Consider the following 19,843-nt stretch of genomic DNA (forward strand, 5'->3'; position numbering starts at 1 on the left):
TGTTCTTACTGTTCGGTCATCAGAAATCTTCCGTTGGAGGCTTCTAAAACCTCAGAATGACCGTTAAGGATGAAGGTGTGCTTTACTTTTTGTTCACTAAATACCAATGTCCATCCTCCTCTTTCTTCATATCGACATTGGTCTGCTCTGTTTTGCCCGATGCATACTTCACGTTGAAGACCTCAGATGCCGTGCCCTTTTCTTCATTGACTTGCTCAGAAACGAACTCATAGCTCACGGGCTGCTTGTCGTTTTTTTGCCCCTTCTCCTTGGCCTTCTTTACCTTCTCTTCAATCATGGAGACGTAGGCTTCTTTCTGTTCCTGCTTGTCAGCGGGGAAGTAAACACAGTCGAAATAGCCGCGATAGTCTTCGTCAATGGCACATTGTAAGGCCTTCTCGGCAACCGTACGCGGTTCCGACTTGCCGCAGCTTGCAAATACGGCAAGCACTGCGGTGAACATGAGAAATGACAATAACTTTTTCATAGTGGTTGTTTATTATTGGTGAAACTTGATCATAGTCTTGAGATGCCTTGAGGCGTAAATGTCGCTCGGAAGGATGCACGCTGCCTTGATGATGGGCAGGTCTATCTTGTGGCGCCTGCCTTCTGTCAGATCGATGCCAGCATGGCGATAGGCATAAACGATCAGTTCCGTGCAGTACATCTTCGAAGTATCCTGGTCGTCGAACTTATCGTCAAACAGTGTGCCTCTACGGTAAATACGTAGTGCAACGTCCGCTGCTCGCTGGGCTATGGAGCTGTCTTTTGTCCGGCAAACCTCTCCCTTTGATGCATTCTTGTATGAGAAGAACTTCTCCGGCGTGTCCATCTTCACCCGGTCAACATCGCCGTCAAAGTCTGGCTCGCCGGGAACGGCGTGGACGATCATCCTTCGTTCTGCGTAATCGACAACGATGCCAACGTGGGAATAGTTGCCATTTGCATCAGTGGCAAGGACCACGTGGCTCGCTATGCCCTCACCTCTGCGGAACACCACATCGCCTGCACACAGCGCAAAGTCATCGGGCAGGATGCTACGCTCTTCCTCTCTTTCTCCGCAGGAGACGAGTATCATCGCCAGACAGACAAGCCATATCCAGCCTATGGGCAGTGCCACGTTCCAATGCGACAGAGACAGACGGCAGATGGATGCGTTTGAACTCATAATGTTTGCTGATTGCTTTTTTGCAAAGATAGGTCAGCAGTAGCGTTTTGACAAGAGCAGTAGGTCAAATGTACTCTCTGACAACTTGTTTTTTACTGTTTGGTGCTCTTTTTACCGTTTGACATCAAAAAGCCGCTGATATATCGGTGATTCTGTTTTATTTTTTGTACTTTTGCCTTAGAAACCTATTACTACGATGATAGAACAGAGCTTTGCAAAATCTATATGTGATTTCTCTTTTGGTATGCTGGTTATGGCGCAGCTGGTCTGCACCGTAGCAATGTATTATAAGGGACAGCGCAACGACTTACAAAAAATGATGTTCCGCTTCATGCTGTATCTGTTGCTGATCAGTGTTGTAGAATTGTCTTTCTTCTACATGTCTGGTCAGCAGATGTCCGCATTGTCAGCTCCCGAGACCGACTTTCTGGAGATGACCGTAGTGCCATGTGCACTGTTCATTCTCATCAGACTCACCACACCGCGGCAGAAGATGCTGCGGCTTATCGCTGTTAACGCAGTGGTTTATCTCACGGCATTCATTCTATATCTTGTAACGGGTAGCGCGATTGTGTATCAAACCACACTCGTACTTACAGTCATCTATTCATTGGGCATCCTTGTTTATGGCTACTTCGCTGTCGAGAGGTTCAACCGTCAGTTGGAGTCTGATTTCTCCGACGAAGAGTTGTCGCTCTACTGGTTGAAATATATCGTGTGTCTTTACGCAGGGATGCTGTTGCTGTGGTTGGTTGACACTTTCTACAATTCGGAGATAATGGCTACGCTTTATAATTTTATCATGATAGTTCTCTTGGGGCTGTTCTGCTATTTTGTATATCGTCAGGAAGACATGCTCAAGGCCTTGGACAACCTGGATAAGGAAGAGAAAAAAGAAGGCTGTGTAAAAGCGTACGAGTTTGAAGGCCGTTTCCGAAAAGTCTTTGAAGAAGAAAAGATTTATCTGAATCCCAAGCTCAACATCGTGGAACTGTCTATGGCTGTGGGCACGAACCGTACCTATATCTCCAACTATATCAATCAGCAGCTGCACACCACGTTTTATGAATACGTGAACAAATGGCGGGTGAAACGGGCAAAAGAACTTCTGTCCTCCACGTCATTGCCATTGGAGGACATCGCTACACAGTCGGGATTTAATTCCTTAAGCAGCTTCCGCCGTTATTTCACCAAGTCGATGGGTACGACGCCCCAAGCTTTCCGCAAGGAATAATGTTCACAAGGAAAGGCGGGAGCAAGCATTTTTTACCTTTCTAAAGTCCCTCCTTCCGCACCTGCTTAAAGTCAGAGATGCCGTAGGGAATGCGCTTGAAATCGTTGCTCATAATTGACTGCTATGAATCTTTTCTGCAAATATACGTCTTTCTTTCCATATTTGCAAGTATTAAAAGCAAAGAAAACGCCACATCCTTTGGCTGTTTCGCTGATTTACATTAAATTTGTAAGAACAAACCGATTATAGCAGACAATATGGAAAACAAAGAGTTGCGCAACGCATGGGAATTTGCCGAGCACACCGGCATCAGCATCTTTCTCACCGGAAAGGCAGGAACGGGCAAGACCACTTTTCTCAAGACGCTCAAGGAGCATTCCTCCAAGCGCATGATTGTGGTGGCACCTACTGGTGTGGCGGCCATCAATGCCGGCGGCGTGACCATCCACAGTTTTTTCCAGTTGCCGCTATCGCCCTATGTGCCGGGCACTACATTCAAGGATCGCTATGACTTCGGCAAGGAGAAAAGGCGCATCATCCGCACGCTCGACATGCTTGTCATCGACGAGATCTCTATGGTGCGCAGCGACTTGCTCGACGCCATCGACAATGTGTTGCGACGCTATCGCGATCCGACACTGCCCTTTGGCGGTGTACAGCTGCTGATGATCGGAGATTTGCACCAGCTCACGCCTGTGGTCACACCGCGCGACGAGGAACTGTTGCGCCCTTACTACGACACTCCCTATTTCTTTGGCAGCCATGCCCTGCAGCAGACGAGTTACGTCACCATCCAACTCACACATGTCTACCGTCAGCAGGACCAGGCGTTTATCGACATCCTCAACCATGTGCGCGACGGTGTGCCGACGGCCGAGGATCTTGCCCGTCTCAACGCCCGCTGCAAGCCGATGTTCATACCAAAAGCTGAAGAAGGATACATTCGGCTGACCACCCACAACCGCATGGCAGACAGCTACAACGACAATGAGTTGCACAAGCTGCCCGGCAAGCGCTATGTCTTCAAGGCTGAGATTGAGAAAGAATTTCCAGAGAGCAGCTATCCTGCCGATGTCAACCTTGAACTGAAGCAGGGCGCACAGGTGATGTTCATCAAGAACGATCCTTCACCCTCACACCTATATTATAATGGACGCATCGGACATGTCGTCGGCTTTGAGGAAGGAAAGATCATTGTGAAGTGCCCCGGCGACGACTACACCATCAGCGTGGAGCCCGCCGAATGGGAGAACACTCGCTACGCCATCAACGAGGAGACAAAGGTCATCGAGCCGCAGGTGCTCGGCGCCTTCCGTCAATATCCCTTGCGGCTGGCCTGGGCCATCACCATCCACAAGAGCCAGGGACTGACCTTTGAGCACGCCATCATCGACGCGAGTGCTTCCTTCGCTTCGGGACAAGTCTATGTGGCATTGAGCCGCTGCAAGAGTCTCGAGGGGCTTGTCCTCGCCTCGCAGATACAGCCCCGCAACATCATCGGCGACGCACGTGTCAACGACTACATCGCCCGACAGCAGAGCGAGGCGGAGAAGAGCATCGAGGCTCTGCCCGCCCTCAAGGAGGAATACTATCGCACGCAGCTCTACGACCTCTTTAACTTCATGCCGCTCTTTGCTGCTGAGCAGCAGCTCCACCGCCTCTTGCTGGAGTATTTCCGGCAGTTTCCCAAGCTCACCAACTATCATGGTACGGTCATCGACCAACTGAAGCAGAAGGTTATCGACGTGGCGCTGCGCTGGCGCTCGGTCATCCAGCAGACATCTGTCGAGGGATTGCATGAGCCTGCCTTTCTAGAAAGGGTGAAGCGCAGTGCGGCTTACTTCGTCACGGGACTGGAGGAAATGCTGCCCGACGCCATCGAGAAAACAAAGATGGCCAGCACCAACAACAAGCGCGGCATGCAGCTCTTCGACGAGCGCTACAAGGATCTCTGGCTGGCTTATCTGTCCAAAGACCGGTTGCTCAGGACCATGGAAGAAACTCCCTTTACCGTCTCGGCCTATATGCAGGCCAAGCAGGAGGCTACGCTCGACGCCATGGATGTGGTGATGCCCGGCAGCAGGCCACGGAAGAGAAAGAGTAGCGTGGCTTCGCCCGTGTCGACTTCTTCAACTGAGCGCACTACGCCCAAGGCCGCTAAGGCACCCCGCGTGTCTACCTATGTCCAGACCTACACGCTCTTCCGCCAAGGCAAGACACCGCAGCAGATCGCCGAAGAGCGCCATCTGGCCCTCAGCACCATTCTCAGTCACCTGGTACCTTACGTAAGTTCCGGGCAGATCAGTGCCGACAAGATCATCGACGGCGAGAAAGTGAAGGCTATCCGTCACGCCATAGCGCAGTTGCCCGAGAATGCCACGACGGAAGATCGCAAGGCGGCTTGTCCGCCGGGCGTGACGCCGGCAGAGTTCTATTTCATTCTCAAAAGCATGCCGACAAACGAATAGCGCATGATGAAAGAAAATTGATACAAGGCTAAATGGGAAAGGATAAGGCTGCCGAACAAGTTGAAGCTCGAATGGTAAATGTACTCCCAAAACTGTAAACTAAAGAGGTCTTAATGTAGGCTTTCCGTTCCTCCAGACCAACACGAAAATCTCTTAGTTATCCATTCTAGCACGGAAGCCAGTGGCCGGGTAGTGATGATGGCTTTTGTTAGGCCTGTCTGTGCATTTGTATAGTCTTGATATGTCTGATTTTGATGCGGACTACCGAGTCTTTTTCCCCATTTTTTGCTCTTGTCTAAAGTACTGTACGGTATGACAGAGCTGGTATGAATGGTGAAAGCTGTTTTTTTCTCCGTTATTTCTTCTTTCCATCAAGTATTTTTCTTGCAGTCTCGATGATGGTGTCGCGGTTGCGGTAGAAATCCTCCATAGTTAGGGATACGCTGATGTCGGGTGCCATGCCATTCTCTGTACTTTGTTTGTCGCGGTCAAACATCGGGCAGGAAGAGAAACGGATGCTCCAACCGTTGGGGAGTTCGCTGGAGAAGGGCAGGCCTGCGCCGCCACCGGTGCGGTCACCCACGATCGTGACGTTGGGACAACAGCGCATATACTTCACAAACTCGTTGGCAGCCGAGTAGACCTGTCGGTTGGTGAGCACCACGACGGGTTTCTGCCAGCGTAGTCCCTTTCCGGGTTTCAGCCACTGCTCCTGCATGGGTGAGAAGTCGTTATGGCCTTTTCCCGTTTTGTGTCGGATGTAGCCAACGAGAATGCTTTCGTTGGTGAAGCGGGCGGCCAGCTCCTCAGCACTGGTGATCATGCCGCCGCCATTGTCGCGCAGGTCGATGATCAGCCCACGGCATGGAGCGAGATAGAGTAGGATGTCGTCGAGGTTGCCGCTGCCGATGTTGTTCTCGAAGGTGGCGCAGCGCAGGTATCCGATCTGGTCGTCGAGGATGCGGTACTTCATGCCGCTGGCGATGCGGTAGTCGGTGCCGAGATAGCGGCTGACGAGCGTATCGCTGTAGTTGCTGGGGTAGTTCTCGTGGAAACCCCAGTAGCGGGTATAGTCAAAGGAAGCAAAAAGGTTGACGTGTCCGTCCTTGAGGGTAGCGAGCATGTTGCCGAGAACCTCAAGGAGCTGTTCGTCGGTCATCTGACTGTTGATCTGCCGTGCATAGACCGTGTGGATGGAGTCCCAGTCGATGCCTTTCTCCTGAAAGAAGCAATAGTGCTCGTCCATGATTTTCCACAGTGCCTCGAAGTTGCCCTTGGGGTTGTCGGCAAACTGGTCCTCGTCGACGCAGGCGGCACAGAGCAGCAGGGCGGAGAGAAAGAGAAGGAGATGGCGAACGATGATTTTCATAGGCAGGGGGGATCAATAGCACCATCCGAGGGTGATGCTGTGGGTGTATTGGTGGTATTTGAGGTTGTTGGCTTTCATCTGCCGGTATTCGCCGAGGTAGCCCACGCGGAAGGTGGTGCGCCACAGCCGGAAGTCCACGCTCAGATGCTGATAGAGCTGTGGGGCGCTGAAGGGTGAGGTGCACACGATGTTGTGGTCGTAGTTGCCGCGGGAGAAGATCTCGTAGTACGACTGTCCGTAGTTGGGCGAGAAGGCCATGCCGATGAGGGGCAGGGTCACGTCGTAGTGCAGGGCGAGTGGGTGGCGCCCGGTGCGCAGCTGCCAGGAGAGGCGTGCGGTGGGGTCGATGCTCAGTGCGATGCGTGCCTGTGCCGGATTGTTGCTGTTGCGGGTGTCATAGGCTCCGCCGAGTGTGCCGTCGATGGCACCTCCGGCGAGCAGCGTCAGCCGTGGGGCAGCCCAGTGCCAGCGATACATCCATCCGAGCCTTAGGTTGTAGAGCAGGGTGAGCAGCGAGTTGTCGTTGCCGCGTGTGCCGGCCACGCCGACGAGCACGTGGTGGACGGTCTCTCGGACGATGTGGCTGCTGTCACGGCGGCTGAGCGACTGGGAGAGATAGCCAAACTCGGTGCCCGTGAACTTCTCCTGCGAGAGATAGGTATCGAGGATGTCGGTGTAGCCCACACTCAGTTGCCCGGCCCGCTCGCGCTCCGTGGCATGTTGAGTGGGCTGGCTTTCCTGGGCCGCAAGGCTTGCAGCGATGGCGGCGATAGCGATGGTTGTGGTTAGTCGACTCATAATGGTCAGATAGTATATAATAGGGAGATCTCTTAAACTTCCTGCTCTTCTCTTCTAGCTCCGGCCCCTCTCTAGCTCCCCCCAGAGGGGGAGAAAGGCGATACCCGAGCGCTGTGGTGTTGATGGTTTTGCGGTCCTCCCCCCTTGGGGGGAGTTAGAGGAGGGCTGTATTGATGGTTTTGCGGTCCTCCCCCCTTGGGGGGGAGCTAGAGGAGGGCTGTATTGATGGTTTTGCGGTCCTCCCCCCTCGGGGGGAGCTAGAGGGGGGCTCCTACTCTGGAAACAAGTTGAGCTGTCCCGTTATCTCGTCGATGACCTGCTGCTGCGACTTACCGGCATCAGGGTCGAGGTTCTCCTCCGGTCCGTTGTCCTCGGGATTGTTGTCCTCCGGCTCCGGGTCAGGCTGCCTGAGCGGTTCGAGTTCTTCCACTTTGTCGACCTGCCATGTGGCGATGCGCTTGCCTTTGGCCTTAAAGCCCTTCACGGCGATGAAGCTGTCCACGTCGATGTCCATCGGGGCGCGTGCCGCATCGGCACCGCCGAAGGTCACACGCACACGCGGATAGACAGTGTCGGTGAGCAATAGCAACTGGCTGTCGGGGTTGTCGCCAAGGAAGTTCTGGTGCTTTCGGGTGGCCTCCATCTGGAAGCGCTTGATATAAGCGTAGCCGTTGTTGTCGGCATCGAAGAGTACTGCCGTCCACACCTTGTCGGGTTTCCACTTTTCTATGATGCGGATGTTGTCCTCATAGTGGTTGTTCTGGTCGAAGTCCGTGATGTAGAATTCATTGTTGTCGAGCACCACGAGGATGCTGTCGTCGTTGTAGAACTCACCGAGCAGTCTTCCGTGCTCCTCATAGTTGATGCGGTTGACATCCGGGTCGAACCACACCTTGCGGCCTCCGAGAGTGGAGTGTCCGTGGCTTTTGAGCGAGATGCGGTGGATGCTCTGCTTTGAGAGCAGGTTGCCGTGTGCCGTGCGCCCTTTGATAGGCACCTCGGCGAAATCCTTGTCCATGAAGATGTTTTGCTTCTTCTTGGTTGGGTCGGGGTCGAGGGTGACCTTGATGATCTCTGCCTCGCCGTTAGGGTTGGCAGTGAAGTACAGCACACGCGATCCAGGCTTTCCCTGCGTGAGGTCGTAGTCGCGGTCGCGGATGATGCTGGTGATGTTGAAGCGTTTGATATAGTATTTGCCCTGTCGGCCGTCGCGGTAGACGACATTGTAGACCGTGCGCTTGTCGTTGCGCTTAAACACCTGCACCCAGAGAATGTTCTTGCCCACAAAGATCTTGTCTGCTACACGGATGACCTTGTACTTGCCGTCGCGGTAGAAGATGATGATGTCGTCGAGGTCGGAGCAGTTGCACACGAACTCATCCTTCTTCAGTCCCGTGCCTACGAAGCCGTCCTGGCGGTTGATATAGAGTTTCTCATTGGCTTCGACCACCTTGGCGGAATCGATATTTTCGAAGCTGCGTATCTCGGTACGGCGCGGATGGTCTTTGCCGTAGGTGTCTTTGAGATGTTGGAACCAGGCGATGGTGACATCAGTCATGTGAGCCAGGTCATGGTCGATGCCTTTGATCTCGGCTTTAATCTTTGCCATGAGCTGGTCGGCCTTGTCCTTATTATATTTCAGGATGCGTTGCATCTTGATCTCTAACAGTCTCAGGTAGTCGTCGCGAGTGATGTCGCGCAGCAGTTGTGGCTTGTAGGGCGTGAACTTCTCGTCGAGGAATTTTACGACAGCATCCTGGTTGGCAGCCTGCTCGAAGCGCCGCTCCTTGTACATGCGTTCCTCGATGAAGATACGCTCCAGAGAGGCAAAGAACAGTTGCTCCTGCAGTTCTCCCTTGCGGATGAGCAGTTCCTTGCGCAGCAGTCCCATCGTGCGGTCGGTGCTGTGGCGCAGCACATCGCTCACGGTGAGGAAGCACGGTTTGTTGTCCTCGATGACACAGCAGTTGGGCGAGATGTTGATCTCGCAGTCCGTGAAGGCATAGAGGGCGTCGATGGTCTTGTCCGACGATGTGCCCGGGGTGAGCTGTACCTGAATCTCCACGTCGCGGGCCGTCATGTCGATGACACGGCGGGCTTTGATCTTTCCTTTCTCGATGGCTTTGGTGATGGAGTCTTGCAGGGTAGCGGCGGTTTTGGTGTAGGGCACCTCGCGGATGACGAGCGTCTTGTTGTCGAGTTTGTCGATTTTGGCTCTTACGCGCACCACGCCGCCGCGCTGTCCGTCGTTGTATTTGCTCACGTCGATGGCACCGCCGGTAGGGAAGTCGGGATAGAGATGAAACTCCTCGCCTTTGAGGTAGTGGATGGCAGCGTCGCAAATCTCGTTGAAGTTATGCGGCAGTACCTTGCTGGAGAGTCCTACGGCGATGCCGTCGGCACCCTGTGCCAGCAGCAGCGGAAACTTCACGGGCAGGGTCACGGGCTCTTTGTTGCGTCCGTCGTAGCTCATTTGCCACTCAGTGGTCTTCGGGTTGAAGACCGTCTCAAGTGCAAATTTCGAGAGGCGCGCCTCGATATATCGGGGAGCGGCGGCACGGTCACCAGTGAGGATATTGCCCCAGTTGCCCTGCGTGTCGATGAGCAGATTTTTCTGTCCGAGCTGTACGAGCGCGTCGCCGATAGAGGCGTCGCCGTGAGGATGGAACTGCATGGTGTGCCCCACGATGTTGGCCACCTTATTGTAGCGTCCGTCGTCCATGCGCTTCATGGAGTGAAGGATACGGCGCTGCACAGGCTTCAGTCCATCCTCGATCTGCGGCACAGCGCGCTCGAGGATGACATAGGAGGCATAGTCCAGAAACCAGTTCTTGTACATGCCGCTGAGATGATGCACGGCAGAGGCGTCGAAGCGGTCGGCGGGTTTGTAGTCGGAGTGCTCATCCTCGGTAAGCTCGTCGTCGTCCGATGGCTGTCCCCCTTCGTTGGGCTTGCCGGTGCTGCTATCTTTCAGCTCTTTATCTTTGTCTATTGTCTTGTCGTCGTCCATATAAATGATTGGCGTATGTTTCTTGCAAAGTTAATAAAAAAGGAGAAGAAAGCAAAATATTCTTCGTAACTTTGCACTAAAAACAGACACCAATGAAGAAATACTTAAGCCATTACCGGGCGCTCGTCATGTTGGGCACACCGCTGATCATCGGGCAGATCGGCGTGGTGCTTCAGAACTTTGCCGACACACTGATGATCGGTCACCACACTACCGTGGAGCTTGCAGCGGCATCGCTGGTGAGCAACATCTTCATATTAGGACTGCTCATGGCGATGGGCTTTGCCCTGTGTATGACACCGCTTATCGGCAAAGCCTATGGACAGGGCGACGTGGCCAGCATCGGATCGACGGTGAAAAACGGACTGGCAGTGAACACGCTGGCTGCCCTCGTGCTGATGGCTGTCTACACGGTGCTCTATTTCTTTCTCGACAAGTTGGGTCAGCCCGACGAGCTCTTGCCCTATGTGCGCCCTTACTATCTCATCAACTTGGTGTCGATTCCCTTTGTCTGTTGGGTCAACGGATTGAAGCAGCTCTTCGATGCCACCACTGACACGAAGACACCGATGTGGATACTCCTCGGTGGCAATGCGCTGAACATCGTGGGCAACTGGCTGCTCATCTATGGCCACTGTGGCTTTCCCGAGATGGGTATCACCGGTGCGGGGCTTTCCACGCTTGCTGCCCGCGTGACGATGTTCGTAGCCATCGCCTTATGTTTTGCCTTTTCCGGGCGTCATCGTGGCGAACGCGCTGCCTTCCGGAAGAGTCGGGTGTGCCGTGGCGAGATGCGCTCGCTCATCGTCTTGGGCACGCCCATCAGCCTACAGATGGGCATGGAGAGCGGGGCATGGTCGCTGTGCAGCATCATCGTGGGCTGGATAGGCACCAATGCTTTGGCCGGACACCAGATCATGCTCACCATCAGCCAGCTCTTCTTTCAGTTCTATTATGCGCTTGCCTCGGCCGTGTCTATTCGCGTGAGCCACTTCCATGGGCAACACGACTACACGGCCATACGGCGTACGGCATGGGCAGGATGCCATCTCAACTTCATGATCGCGATCCTCGTATCAGTACCTGTGATCATCTTCCGCGAGCAAATGGGCTTCCTTTTCACCAGTTCGCCTAAGGTGGCGGCAGAGGTGGCCAGTGCCATCGTGCCGCTGATCATCTATCAGTTCAGCGACGGCTTGCAGTGTACCTTCAGCAATGCGATGCGTGGTCTGGCTTATGTCAAGCCGGTGATGCTCGTAGCCTTTCTCTCTTATTTCGTAGTATCGCTGCCCTTGGCTTATCTCTTCGGCATCAGCCTGCATGGCGGCTTAGTGGGCGTGTGGTTCTCCTTCCCCTTCGGACTCACTATTGCGGGAGTACTCTACTACTATTTCTATCATCGTCGCCTGCTGTCCTTGGAAAAGACAGAGTAAGGGCTTTAAAGACAGAGTAACAAAGTAAGGCTTTTAATAAGACAGAGTAACAAAGTAAACAGATTGGGAAATAGAACAGACAGAGTAACAAAGTAAGGCTTTTAAATAAGACAGAGTAACAAAGTAAACATATTGCTTAGCAGACAGCCTCAAAGTTTCCATTGACAGCGGTTCATGTCTACGCAACCGTTGGACTTGAAGAGAACGCCATCCTGGACGAGTCGCTCCCGCTGTTCCGGGAAGACGGGAGAGAGGCGCCCAGCACTGTTGATAACACGGTGGCAGGGAAGATGCATGTCCTCAGGTACGCGACTGAGCCAAAAGCCCACCTGACGGGCATGATGGGGACAGCCGGCCAGGGTAGCTACTTGGCCGTAAGTGAGCACACGCCCGGTGGGTATCTGCCTGACAATATCGTAGACAGCCTCCACAAACTCCCTTCTCTTGTCTGCTTTTGCGTCCTTCATTATGCACTATTTATTATTTTTTATTTTTTATTTTTTATTTATACACTATACATTATACATTATACATTATACATTATACATTATACATTATCGCCTTGACGAGGTCGTCTTTCTTGTCCTGCACCTTTTGTATTTGTTCTTCCAGTGAGCCACGGGTGATGAAGCGGTAGACCATGACCGAGCGTCGTTGTCCCGAGCGGTGAGCACGGGCAATGGCCTGTTCCTCAGCAGCATGGTTCCACCATGGGTCAAGGAGAAAGACATAGTCGGCCTCTGTGAGGTTGAGACCTTCACCACCCGCCTTGAGCGAGACGAGAAAGAACTGACAGGAGGGCGTCTGCTGGAAATGCTTCACAATGCCTTCGCGGTCACGGCTCTGTCCTGTGAGTATGTCATAGCTCCAGCCGCGCTGCTTCATCTCTTCTGCAATCACGTCGAGGAAAGAGGTGAACTCGCTGAAGAGTAATACCTTGTGGTCGGTGCCTCGCAATTCCTCCAGTCGATCGAAGACTTCCAACACCTTTCCAGAGTCGCCTTCTTTATGTTCCAGTTTGGGACTGCAGGCCAGTCGGCGCAAGCGGGTGATGGCGGCCAACACCACGATCCGGTTGTTGGCTTGCTCCGCATCCATCAGCAGGTTGCGCATCTTGCTCTGTTCTTCTTCGTAGAGAGCCGCTTGCGCCTCGGTCATATCGCACCATACCTGCTCGTCTTGTCGCTCAGGCAGACTGTCGAGTACGTCGCCACGCAGTCGGCGAAGGAAATAGGGGGCGACGAGTTTGCGTAGAATCGCTGTATGCTCATCCTGCAAGTTGACGTTGATGGAATGGATGAAATTGTTTTGAAAGGTCTCGTAGTCGCCAAGGAGAGCAGGGTTGAGTACGCTCATCAGCGTCCACAGTTCATCGAGCGCGTTGACCATCGGCGTACCTGTGAGTGCAATGGGGAAGTCGGCATGGATCTTCAGCACAGCCTGGTAGAGTAGTGACGTGTTGTTGCGGAAGGCATGTGCCTCGTCATAAACGGCAATGGCGAAGGACAGACGGCTGAGCACACCAATGTCGTTGCGGAGCATAGGGTAGGAGGTGAGCACTACGTCGGCATTGGCGAGTTGGGACTGTTTGACAGCCCGCTCGCGGGCATTGCCCGTATACTCCACCACACGCAGTGAGGGAGCAAAGCGCCGAAACTCGTCGTGCCAGTTGAAGACGACGGAGGAAGGAGCGGCAACAAGCACGGGGCGATGACCGGACTGCTGACGCAGATCGGGTTGGGAAGAGGCTGCCGACGGTATGGCTTGGGCGGCGTGCCCGCTCATCTCCTCATCAGAGAACAAACTCATCTGAACGGGAGTGTTGGTTGGGTTACTCCTTATTATATTGTTACTCCTGGTTACACTATCACTCCTTATTATATTATCGTCACCCTGATGATCGGGATTCTCGGCTTGTGTCGATAGGGCGTTGGCTGTTGCGTCTTCCCTACTACGGTCATCAGTAGAAGCTGAATCCGTACTTTCGAAATAGTGAAGGATGACGGCAATTGTCTGTACTGTCTTACCCAGACCCATGTCGTCACCGAGCAGACAGCCCGTACCGCCATGTTGATGGCTGAGCATCCATTGGTAGCCTAAAAGCTGATAAGGGCGCAGCGTGGCCTTCAGTCCTTTTGGTGGCAAGGCCTTTTCCTCTGTGTCGCCGGTTGCGGGAGCTTTCAGTGTAGTCGGCAGGAGGTCTTCAGTGGGCAACACCGTCTGCTGGGACCGGTGAAAGGTGAGTGTGCCCCGGCTCTTCATCAGCCCGAAGAGCATGGCAGCACTGTACTGGGCATACCACTCGTCGGGAATGACAAACCAGTTGCCCGAGGGTAGTCTCACCTCACGGTCGCCATTGATGATTGCATCACGGAAGTCGGTGAGTGCCATCTGTGTGCCGTCGGGGAAGACGAGGGTGACGTGCATCTGAAACCAGTCGCCCGTCCAGCGGTCGTTATGGAGTTTCTTCACCTCGCCGATGACATAGTGGTGACTGGTGCGCTGTTTTGTTTCGATACCATGCTGCGCAAGTACTGTTTCGTTGGCTGTCAGCCATGCTGTCATCTCTTGCAGCGGTGCAGTCTGAGGACGGTGGAGCTCGTTGTCGAGTAGTTCGGTGATTGTGGACTCCCATTCGCGGTTGCGCCAGATGCAGACAAAGGTCACGCTCTTGCCGTCGTCGTGGAGAGTCACACTCTTCTCCCGGCGGTCAGAAACGGAGAACGTAGCCGTGTCGTAGACAAACTGCGTGTCGAGCGTATAAAGACCATTGATCGATGCTTGCAGCGTCAGCACCGCCTTACCCTGAGGATGAAGGTTGTCGACGTCGAAACCATCGGAAGAGATGTCGATCTTCTTGACGATCTTCAGGATGAACTGCCGGAAATACTTTGCCTGGATGGAAGCTGGAATATGGTAGATCTCTTTCTTCAGAAAGGGCGTGAGCAGTTTGCCGCCAAGCCCCTCGTCGAGTTGTCGTAGGCTGTGGTCGATGACGAAGAGCGAAGGATTGTTGCAGAGCACCTGCGTGCGGTGAGCCAAGGGAATGATGTCCTGACCGAGTGTGAGGCGATAGTCGATGCCGTCATCAGTCTTGGTGAAGGCCGCGTGCAGCTTCAGCGGATCTGCGTTGAAGTGCAGTTCATCCTGTTGCTTAAGCCATTCTCCGGGTTTAGGGGCAAAGAATATATGCACGCCAAGGCGCGAGGCAGTGGCTACTGCCTCGGTGATGTGCTGATCCACTTGCGAGATGACATATCGCTGTGTGGTCTTGTCGGCTTTCTCGAAGAATGCTTTCTTGTTGCTAAAGTTGCGTCCTGCCCTGGCAAAGAGGTTGTCGGATTGCGTCCAAAGACACAGTTCTACGAGGCGTCGGAGTTCCTTGTCGTCTATGTCTGTCGCCTTGTCGATGAAGTCACCGCCTGCATACTCTTCACCCTCCTCGTGAACATGCCGCAACCGCAGGGTGTATAGATTCCAAAAGCCGAGCGGGCTGATGAGCAGGGCAAGGCTATCCATTGGCAAGAGCTTTCTCCAAGACAGTGAGATCTTCGTCGCTTGTTGCCCAACTGGTCACAAAGCGACAGACGAGCTGACGGTCGTCCTTCTGTTCCCACACCTCAAAGACAATGCTTTTGCTGAGTCGCTGTTGTTGTTCGGGCGTGAGGATGACAAACTGCTGGTTGGTAGGCGAGTCGATGGCCAGCTTGATGCCGTATTTGCGGAAGAGCGCCTTCATACGCATGGCCATGTCGATGGCGTGGCGTGAGATGCGGCCATAGAGGTCGTCGGTGAAGAGCGTGTCGAACTGCAATCCGAGCATACGTCCCTTGGCGAGCAGGGCTCCGTGGCGCTTGATAGTAGTGAAGAAACCGCGTGGCGGCCGCTGCTGCGAGAAGACCACGGCTTCGCCGAACATAGCGCCCACCTTTGTGCCTCCAATGTAGAAAGCGTCGCAGTGGTGAGCCAGGAAGGGCAGCGTCATGTCGGTGCCCTCGGCTGCCAGGCCGTAGCCCAGACGGGCACCATCGACATACAGAGCAAGGTGGTAGCGGCGGGCCATATCATAGAGTGCGCCAAGCTCCTCCTGAGAGTAGATGAGTCCCATCTCGGTGGGCAGCGTGATGTAGATCATCCCCGGCTGCACTTCATGCTCATGGCTGGGATCGGCAAGGAAAAGTTCCATATAGTCAGCCACCTGCTGCGCCGTGAGTTTCGTGTCGGCCGAGGGCAGGGCGAGAACCTTATGCCCGAAAGCCTCCACGGCGCCGGCCTCGTGCACGTTGATGTGTGCCATGTCGGTGGCAATGACACCCTCGCCCGGAGCGAGCAGCGCGTCGATCATCGTGGCGTTGGTCTGTGTACCACCGATGAGGAAGTAGATGTCCGCGTTGCCCATCTGACAGGCGTGACGGATCTTTTCTTTGGCCTGGTCGCAGTAGGGGTCGTTGCCGTAGCCACTGGTCTGCTCGTCATTGGTGTCGAAGAGGCGGTGCAGGATTTCGGGTTGCACGCCATTGTTATAATCGCTTTCAAAAGAAACCATATTGCTTACTGATTATTATTGCATTTTTGTTATGAACTTACAAAGATAAGACTTTTAAATTGATTGAGCAAGAAAAGCACGACTCATCATTTCTTATGATACTTTTTATTTGTGTATCTCGTGGAAATTGACTACCTTTGCAAGCCTAATCAACGGGGCGTGTGCGCAAACACCACTCCACATTATTTATTTATCCTCAAAAATACAACCACGCTTATGAGCAACGCATGGCGCAACTTCCGCGGTACTCTTTGGACGGAAGAGATCAACATCAGAGATTTTATTCAGCATAACTACACCCAGTACGACGGTGACGAGAGCTTCCTCGTCGGTCCTACTGACGCTACCAACACCCTTTGGGGCGAACTGCAAAAGTTGCAAAAGGAGGAACGTGCCAAAGGTGGCGTCCTCGATATGGAGACAGAAGTAGTCTCTGGACTCACTGCCTATGGTCCCGGCTACATCAACGAGAAGACCAAAGACCTCGAACGTGTCGTAGGCCTTCAGACCGACAAGCCTCTCAAGCGCGCTTTCATGCCCTACGGCGGCATCAAGATGGCAGAGCAGGCCTGCACCACCTATGGCTATCAGCCTTCTGAAGAGATCCACGAAATCTTCCATAAATATGTCAAGACGCACAACGACGGTGTCTTCGACGCTTACACGCCGGAGATGAAGCACGTGCGACACAACCATATCCTCACCGGTCTTCCCGACACCTACGGCCGTGGCCGCATCGTGGGTGACTACCGTCGTGTAGCCCTCTACGGTATTGACCGCCTCATTGAGGAGAAGCAGAAAGACCTCGCCAACATGGGCGAGCGCGAGATGATCGACGAGGTCATCCGTCTGCGTGAGGAGATCGCCATGCAGATCAAGGCGCTCAAGGGCCTCAAGGAGATGGCTGCCCAGTATGGCTTCGACATCTCCAAACCTGCTACCAATGCCCGCGAGGCTGTACAGTGGCTCTACTTCGGTTACTTGGGAGCCGTGAAGACACAGAACGGTGCCGCCATGTCGGTGGGCCGCGTCTCTACCTTCCTCGACATCTACATCACACGCGACCTCAACGAGGGTACGCTGACTGAGGACGATGCTCAGGAGCTCATCGACCACTTGGTGATGAAGTTCCGCATGGTGAAGTTTGCCCGTATCCCTTCTTACAATGAGCTTTTCTCCGGCGACCCTGTATGGGCTACGCTCGAGGTGGCAGGCATCGGACAGGACGGCCGCCACATGGTGACAAAGAACGACTTCCGCTTCCTCCACACACTGGAGAACATGGGTCCGTCGCCCGAGCCTAACCTCACCGTGCTCTACAGCAGCCGTCTGCCCAAGGCCTTCAAGCGCTACGCTGCCTACATCTCGGTGAAGACCAGCTCTATTCAGTACGAGAACGACGACGTCATGCGTCCTGTCTGGGGCGACGACTACAGCATCTGCTGCTGCGTGAGCGCTACTCAGACGGGTAAGGAGATGCAGTTCTTCGGTGCACGTGCCAACCTCGCCAAGTGCCTCACCTACGCCATCAGTGGTGGCGTGGACAGCAAGACACGTGAGCAGGTGGGACCTGCCTATCGTCCTATTGAGGGCGACGTGGTGACCTACGATGAGTTCATGCCCCGCTTCATGGATATGATGGAGTGGTTGGCCGCTGTCTATGTCAAGACGCTGAACCTCATCCACTACATGCACGACAAATACTTCTACGAGGCTGAGGAGATGGCTCTCATCGACACCGATGTGCGCCGCACCTTCGCCACGGGTATTGCAGGTTTCTCTCATGTCGTTGACTCCATCTCGGCTATCAAATATGCCAAGGTCAACATCATCCGCGACGAGACGGGCTTCCCCTTGGAGTTCAAGACCGAGGGCGACTTCCCCCGCTACGGCAACGACGACGACCGTGCCGACAGCATCGCCGTGTGGTTGCTCAAGACTTTCATCGGCATGGTGAAGAAACATCACACCTATCGCAACTCCGAGCCGACAACGTCTATCCTGACCATCACTTCCAATGTGGTCTATGGTAAGTACACGAGCAACATGCCTGACGGCCGTAAGGCCGGTGCCCCGCTCTCTCCGGGTGCCAACCCATCTTATGGCGCTGAGAAGAACGGCCTGTTGGCTTCGCTCAACTCGCTGGCTAAGTTGCCTTATAAGTATGCACTCGACGGCATCTCCAACACGCAGACCATCAGTCCGAGCGCACTCGGTCACGACGACGACCAGCGTGCCGAGACACTCGTCAGCGTCATGGACGGCTATTTCGACAAGGGTGCACACCACCTCAATGTCAACGTCTTCGGTGTGGACAAACTCAAGGACGCCATGGAGCATCCGGAGAAGCCGGAGTATGCCAACTTCACCATCCGTGTGAGTGGCTATGCCGTGAAGTTCATCGACCTTACCCGTGAGCAGCAGCTCGACGTCATCGCCCGCCAGGCTCATGAAAGACTCTAAGACACTCGGCCTCACCTCTCCTCAGGGAGGTGGGGCTTCTTTATACGTTCACTCCACCGAGTCGTTTGGCTCTGTCGACGGCCCCGGCATCCGCTTCATCATCTTTCTCAAAGGCTGTCACATGCGCTGCCGCTATTGCCACAATCCCGACACATGGCGCATGGCAGGAGCAGAGGAGAAAGCCACGACGGTGACGGAACTGCTCGACCAGGCTGAACGCTATCGTGCCTATTGGGGCGACAAGGGGGGAATCACGGTCAGCGGCGGCGAGGCTCTGTTGCAGATCGACGGGCTTATCGCACTCTTCGAGGAGGCGCACCGACGCGGCATCAACACGTGTCTCGACACGGCAGCCCAACCGTTTACGCGCCGCGAACCTTTCTACGGCAAGTTCCTGCGGCTGATGCAGAGCACAGACACCGTGCTGCTGGACTTGAAGCATATCGACAGCGAGGCGCACCGTCAGCTCACCGGTCACGGCAATGAGAACATTCTCGACTGTGCCCGTTGTCTCTCCGACCTTGGCGTGCCGGTATGGATCCGCCACGTGCTCGTGCCGGGTATCACCGACGACGAGGATCAGCTGCACCGTCTCAGGGCTTTCATCGACACGCTCAACAATGTGGAGCGCGTCGAGGTGCTGCCTTATCATACCCTTGGCGTCTATAAGTGGGAGGAACTCGGCATACCTTATACGCTCAAAGACGTGCCCACACCCAGCAAGGAACAAGTGGCGCGCGCCGAAGAGATACTCTGCGGCAAGTAAGCGACTGAGTATAAAAAGGTGGGCGACTGCCGAATTAAATTCAGAATATATAAACCATGCAGTGGGTTACCGAACTGGCAACCCACTGCATTTTTTTATCTATTACTGGCATGGGTGTTAGGGCGGGGATTATCGGCGCACTGGATATTTCCCGTGGGCCGATATGTTCATAATTGGTTAGAGAGGTCCATAACTCAAGGAAAAATAGGCAGGCTTAAGCTCCCGATGGAGCCATGGTGTGGAAGTGATGGGGCAGCCTTTGCGAGCAAGCTCGCAGTCTGCCCCATCACTTCCACACCACCCCTGACGGGGTAAAAGCCAGCCTATGACGAAAATTGCCTTGGCATAAAATTGCGCATAAGCGCATAAAATATGATGCCGCCCAACAGAACACAAGCAGCATAGCAGACTTTCAAGACGCTATGGACTATCTTTCGGCCGCAGGATTTTATGCCCAAGGGGCAATTTTACGCGTTAGCGATTTTCGTCATGGGCAGGCTTGACACCAAAGGTGTGGGGCTAAAGCTATGGGGTAGGCGGCGAGCTTGCTCGCAAGACTATCCCATAGCTTTAGACCCATTGCTCCTT

The 19,843-nt window shown here is 54.1% G+C and carries 13 protein-coding genes; 5 read left to right on the forward strand and 8 right to left on the reverse strand.

Annotation, left to right across the window (positions count from 1 at the left end; genetic code table 11):
* Nucleotides 1-82 precede the first annotated feature (82 nt).
* The gene (locus tag FYJ73_RS06755) at nt 83-487 is read right to left on the reverse strand and encodes a DUF4878 domain-containing protein (RefSeq protein WP_154533955.1); all 405 of its coding nucleotides are present in this window, start codon (nt 485-487) and stop codon (nt 83-85) included.
* A 12-nt stretch (nt 488-499) separates the two neighbouring features.
* A complete protein-coding gene (locus FYJ73_RS06760) occupies nt 500-1,168 on the reverse strand; it encodes a YiiX/YebB-like N1pC/P60 family cysteine hydrolase (RefSeq protein WP_154533956.1) in 669 nt (222 codons plus the stop codon).
* Nucleotides 1,169-1,364: 196 nt separating this feature from the next.
* Here FYJ73_RS06760 and FYJ73_RS06765 point away from each other — a divergent pair, with 196 nt between their 5' ends.
* Both FYJ73_RS06765 and FYJ73_RS16205 read left to right on the forward strand, forming a co-directional pair.
* Nucleotides 1,365-2,402 (forward strand): helix-turn-helix domain-containing protein, encoded by a 1,038-nt coding sequence (locus FYJ73_RS06765; RefSeq protein WP_154533957.1) that lies wholly within the window; start codon nt 1,365-1,367, stop codon nt 2,400-2,402.
* 257 nt (nt 2,403-2,659) lie between these two features.
* Entirely contained in the window at nt 2,660-4,870 is a 2,211-nt protein-coding gene (locus tag FYJ73_RS16205) for a helix-turn-helix domain-containing protein (RefSeq protein WP_154533958.1), read from the forward strand.
* Nucleotides 4,871-5,225: 355 nt separating this feature from the next.
* Here the strand turns inward: FYJ73_RS16205 and FYJ73_RS06775 are convergent, their stop codons facing one another.
* The 3 genes from FYJ73_RS06775 to FYJ73_RS06785 all read right to left on the reverse strand — a co-directional run bounded on the left by FYJ73_RS06775 (nt 5,226) and on the right by FYJ73_RS06785 (nt 10,047).
* On the reverse strand, nt 5,226-6,239 hold the full coding sequence (locus FYJ73_RS06775; RefSeq protein WP_154533959.1) for a S41 family peptidase: 1,014 nt from the start codon (nt 6,237-6,239) through the stop codon (nt 5,226-5,228).
* A 12-nt stretch (nt 6,240-6,251) separates the two neighbouring features.
* Nucleotides 6,252-7,037, reverse strand: a complete 786-nt coding sequence (locus FYJ73_RS06780; protein WP_154533960.1) for a DUF3316 domain-containing protein — start codon at nt 7,035-7,037, stop codon at nt 6,252-6,254.
* A gap of 271 nt (nt 7,038-7,308) precedes the next feature.
* The gene (locus FYJ73_RS06785; protein ID WP_154533961.1) at nt 7,309-10,047 is read right to left on the reverse strand and encodes a DNA gyrase/topoisomerase IV subunit A; all 2,739 of its coding nucleotides are present in this window, start codon (nt 10,045-10,047) and stop codon (nt 7,309-7,311) included.
* A 92-nt stretch (nt 10,048-10,139) separates the two neighbouring features.
* Here FYJ73_RS06785 and FYJ73_RS06790 point away from each other — a divergent pair, with 92 nt between their 5' ends.
* A complete protein-coding gene (locus FYJ73_RS06790; RefSeq protein WP_154533962.1) occupies nt 10,140-11,480 on the forward strand; it encodes an MATE family efflux transporter in 1,341 nt (446 codons plus the stop codon).
* A gap of 149 nt (nt 11,481-11,629) precedes the next feature.
* On the opposite strand, the gene FYJ73_RS06795 is transcribed toward FYJ73_RS06790, so the two are convergent.
* The 3 genes from FYJ73_RS06795 to FYJ73_RS06805 form a co-directional block, all read right to left on the reverse strand.
* Nucleotides 11,630-11,947 carry an MGMT family protein gene (locus tag FYJ73_RS06795; RefSeq protein WP_154533963.1) on the reverse strand — a complete coding sequence of 106 codons (318 nt, stop codon included), beginning with the start codon at nt 11,945-11,947 and terminating at the stop codon, nt 11,630-11,632.
* Between the two features lie 73 nt (nt 11,948-12,020).
* The gene (locus FYJ73_RS06800; protein ID WP_154533964.1) at nt 12,021-14,999 is read right to left on the reverse strand and encodes a DEAD/DEAH box helicase; all 2,979 of its coding nucleotides are present in this window, start codon (nt 14,997-14,999) and stop codon (nt 12,021-12,023) included.
* Nucleotides 14,992-16,026, reverse strand: coding sequence for a threonine aldolase family protein (locus FYJ73_RS06805; protein ID WP_154533965.1), 1,035 nt, complete (start codon nt 16,024-16,026; stop codon nt 14,992-14,994). The genes FYJ73_RS06800 and FYJ73_RS06805 overlap by 8 nt, the downstream gene beginning before the upstream one ends.
* Nucleotides 16,027-16,242: 216 nt before the next feature.
* On the opposite strand from FYJ73_RS06805, the gene pflB reads away from it, so the two are divergent.
* Together pflB and pflA are read left to right on the forward strand one after the other, a co-directional pair.
* A complete protein-coding gene (gene pflB, locus FYJ73_RS06810; protein WP_154533966.1) occupies nt 16,243-18,489 on the forward strand; it encodes a formate C-acetyltransferase in 2,247 nt (748 codons plus the stop codon).
* Nucleotides 18,476-19,255, forward strand: coding sequence for a pyruvate formate-lyase-activating protein (gene pflA, locus FYJ73_RS06815; protein WP_154533967.1), 780 nt, complete (start codon nt 18,476-18,478; stop codon nt 19,253-19,255). Before pflB ends, pflA begins: the two co-directional genes overlap by 14 nt.
* Nucleotides 19,256-19,843 lie beyond the last annotated feature (588 nt).

It is taken from the genome of Hallella mizrahii (genome assembly GCF_009695775.1).
GTDB classification, from domain to species: domain Bacteria; phylum Bacteroidota; class Bacteroidia; order Bacteroidales; family Bacteroidaceae; genus Prevotella; species Prevotella mizrahii.

What these genes read in the sequence shown, in the direction of transcription:
- FYJ73_RS06780 (WP_154533960.1), bottom strand. Translation starts at nt 7,037, where the DNA reads ATGAGTCGACTAACCACAACCATCGCTATCGCCGCCATCGCTGCAAGC.
- FYJ73_RS06800 (WP_154533964.1), bottom strand. Translation starts at nt 14,999, where the DNA reads ATGGATAGCCTTGCCCTGCTCATCAGCCCGCTCGGCTTTTGGAATCTA.
- FYJ73_RS06790 (WP_154533962.1), top strand. Translation starts at nt 10,140, where the DNA reads ATGAAGAAATACTTAAGCCATTACCGGGCGCTCGTCATGTTGGGCACA.
- FYJ73_RS16205 (WP_154533958.1), top strand. Translation starts at nt 2,660, where the DNA reads ATGGAAAACAAAGAGTTGCGCAACGCATGGGAATTTGCCGAGCACACC.
- FYJ73_RS06755 (WP_154533955.1), bottom strand. Translation starts at nt 487, where the DNA reads ATGAAAAAGTTATTGTCATTTCTCATGTTCACCGCAGTGCTTGCCGTA.
- pflA (WP_154533967.1), top strand. Translation starts at nt 18,476, where the DNA reads ATGAAAGACTCTAAGACACTCGGCCTCACCTCTCCTCAGGGAGGTGGG.
- FYJ73_RS06765 (WP_154533957.1), top strand. Translation starts at nt 1,365, where the DNA reads ATGATAGAACAGAGCTTTGCAAAATCTATATGTGATTTCTCTTTTGGT.
- FYJ73_RS06785 (WP_154533961.1), bottom strand. Translation starts at nt 10,047, where the DNA reads ATGGACGACGACAAGACAATAGACAAAGATAAAGAGCTGAAAGATAGC.
- FYJ73_RS06775 (WP_154533959.1), bottom strand. Translation starts at nt 6,239, where the DNA reads ATGAAAATCATCGTTCGCCATCTCCTTCTCTTTCTCTCCGCCCTGCTG.
- pflB (WP_154533966.1), top strand. Translation starts at nt 16,243, where the DNA reads ATGAGCAACGCATGGCGCAACTTCCGCGGTACTCTTTGGACGGAAGAG.
- FYJ73_RS06760 (WP_154533956.1), bottom strand. Translation starts at nt 1,168, where the DNA reads ATGAGTTCAAACGCATCCATCTGCCGTCTGTCTCTGTCGCATTGGAAC.
- FYJ73_RS06805 (WP_154533965.1), bottom strand. Translation starts at nt 16,026, where the DNA reads ATGGTTTCTTTTGAAAGCGATTATAACAATGGCGTGCAACCCGAAATC.
- FYJ73_RS06795 (WP_154533963.1), bottom strand. Translation starts at nt 11,947, where the DNA reads ATGAAGGACGCAAAAGCAGACAAGAGAAGGGAGTTTGTGGAGGCTGTC.